The sequence below is a fragment of the Methylocella tundrae genome (assembly GCF_901905185.1).
In the GTDB taxonomy this organism is placed as follows: Bacteria; Pseudomonadota; Alphaproteobacteria; order Rhizobiales; family Beijerinckiaceae; genus Methylocapsa; species Methylocapsa tundrae.
This window is the reverse complement of sequence record NZ_CABFMQ020000144.1, coordinates 1-473: the sequence shown is the minus strand read 5'-3', so window position 1 is coordinate 473 and position 473 is coordinate 1. Positions and strand designations below refer to the sequence as shown.

Annotated in this window: 1 pseudogene; it reads left to right on the top strand. The window is 40.2% G+C overall.

Features of this window, described 5'->3' with window-relative positions:
• Positions 1-186 precede the first annotated feature (186 nt).
• Positions 187-473 (top strand): annotated as a pseudogene (locus MPC4_RS20040) (Putrescine importer PuuP); the annotation flags it as partial.

Sequence of the window (473 nt, the reverse complement as noted above, 5' to 3'; positions counted from 1 at the left end):
GAATATTGGCCTTTTATTCCCGCTTTAGTGTACCACCAAGGTGATATAGCACTTTAAGCCCTAGCTGTTGTTCAAACTTTCTTCAAACAGACTTGTTTATTCAGGTCTAGGGGAAGTTTTGGCCTAAAAATAGCATCGCCTTTCTGGATGAAAAGCAAAAACAACGAAATTTGAGGTTGAAAAGACATGGAAAATAAAGCGTCTTCCTTAAAAAAATTATCGTTATGGCAAGTGACAATTATTGGTATTGCCTATATGACCCCCATGACGGTTTTTGATACTTTCGGTATTGTTTCCGGAATTACCAACGGGCATGTCCCTCTCGCATATTTACTTGCTTTAGGTGCCATGTTGCTTACTGCTTGGAGCTACGCAAGGTTTAGCCAAAATTCGGAAAAATCAGGCTCAGCCTACAGTTATACTGCCGAAAGCTTAGGATCTAAAAGTGGTTTTTTTGTCGGTTGGTGCTCTCT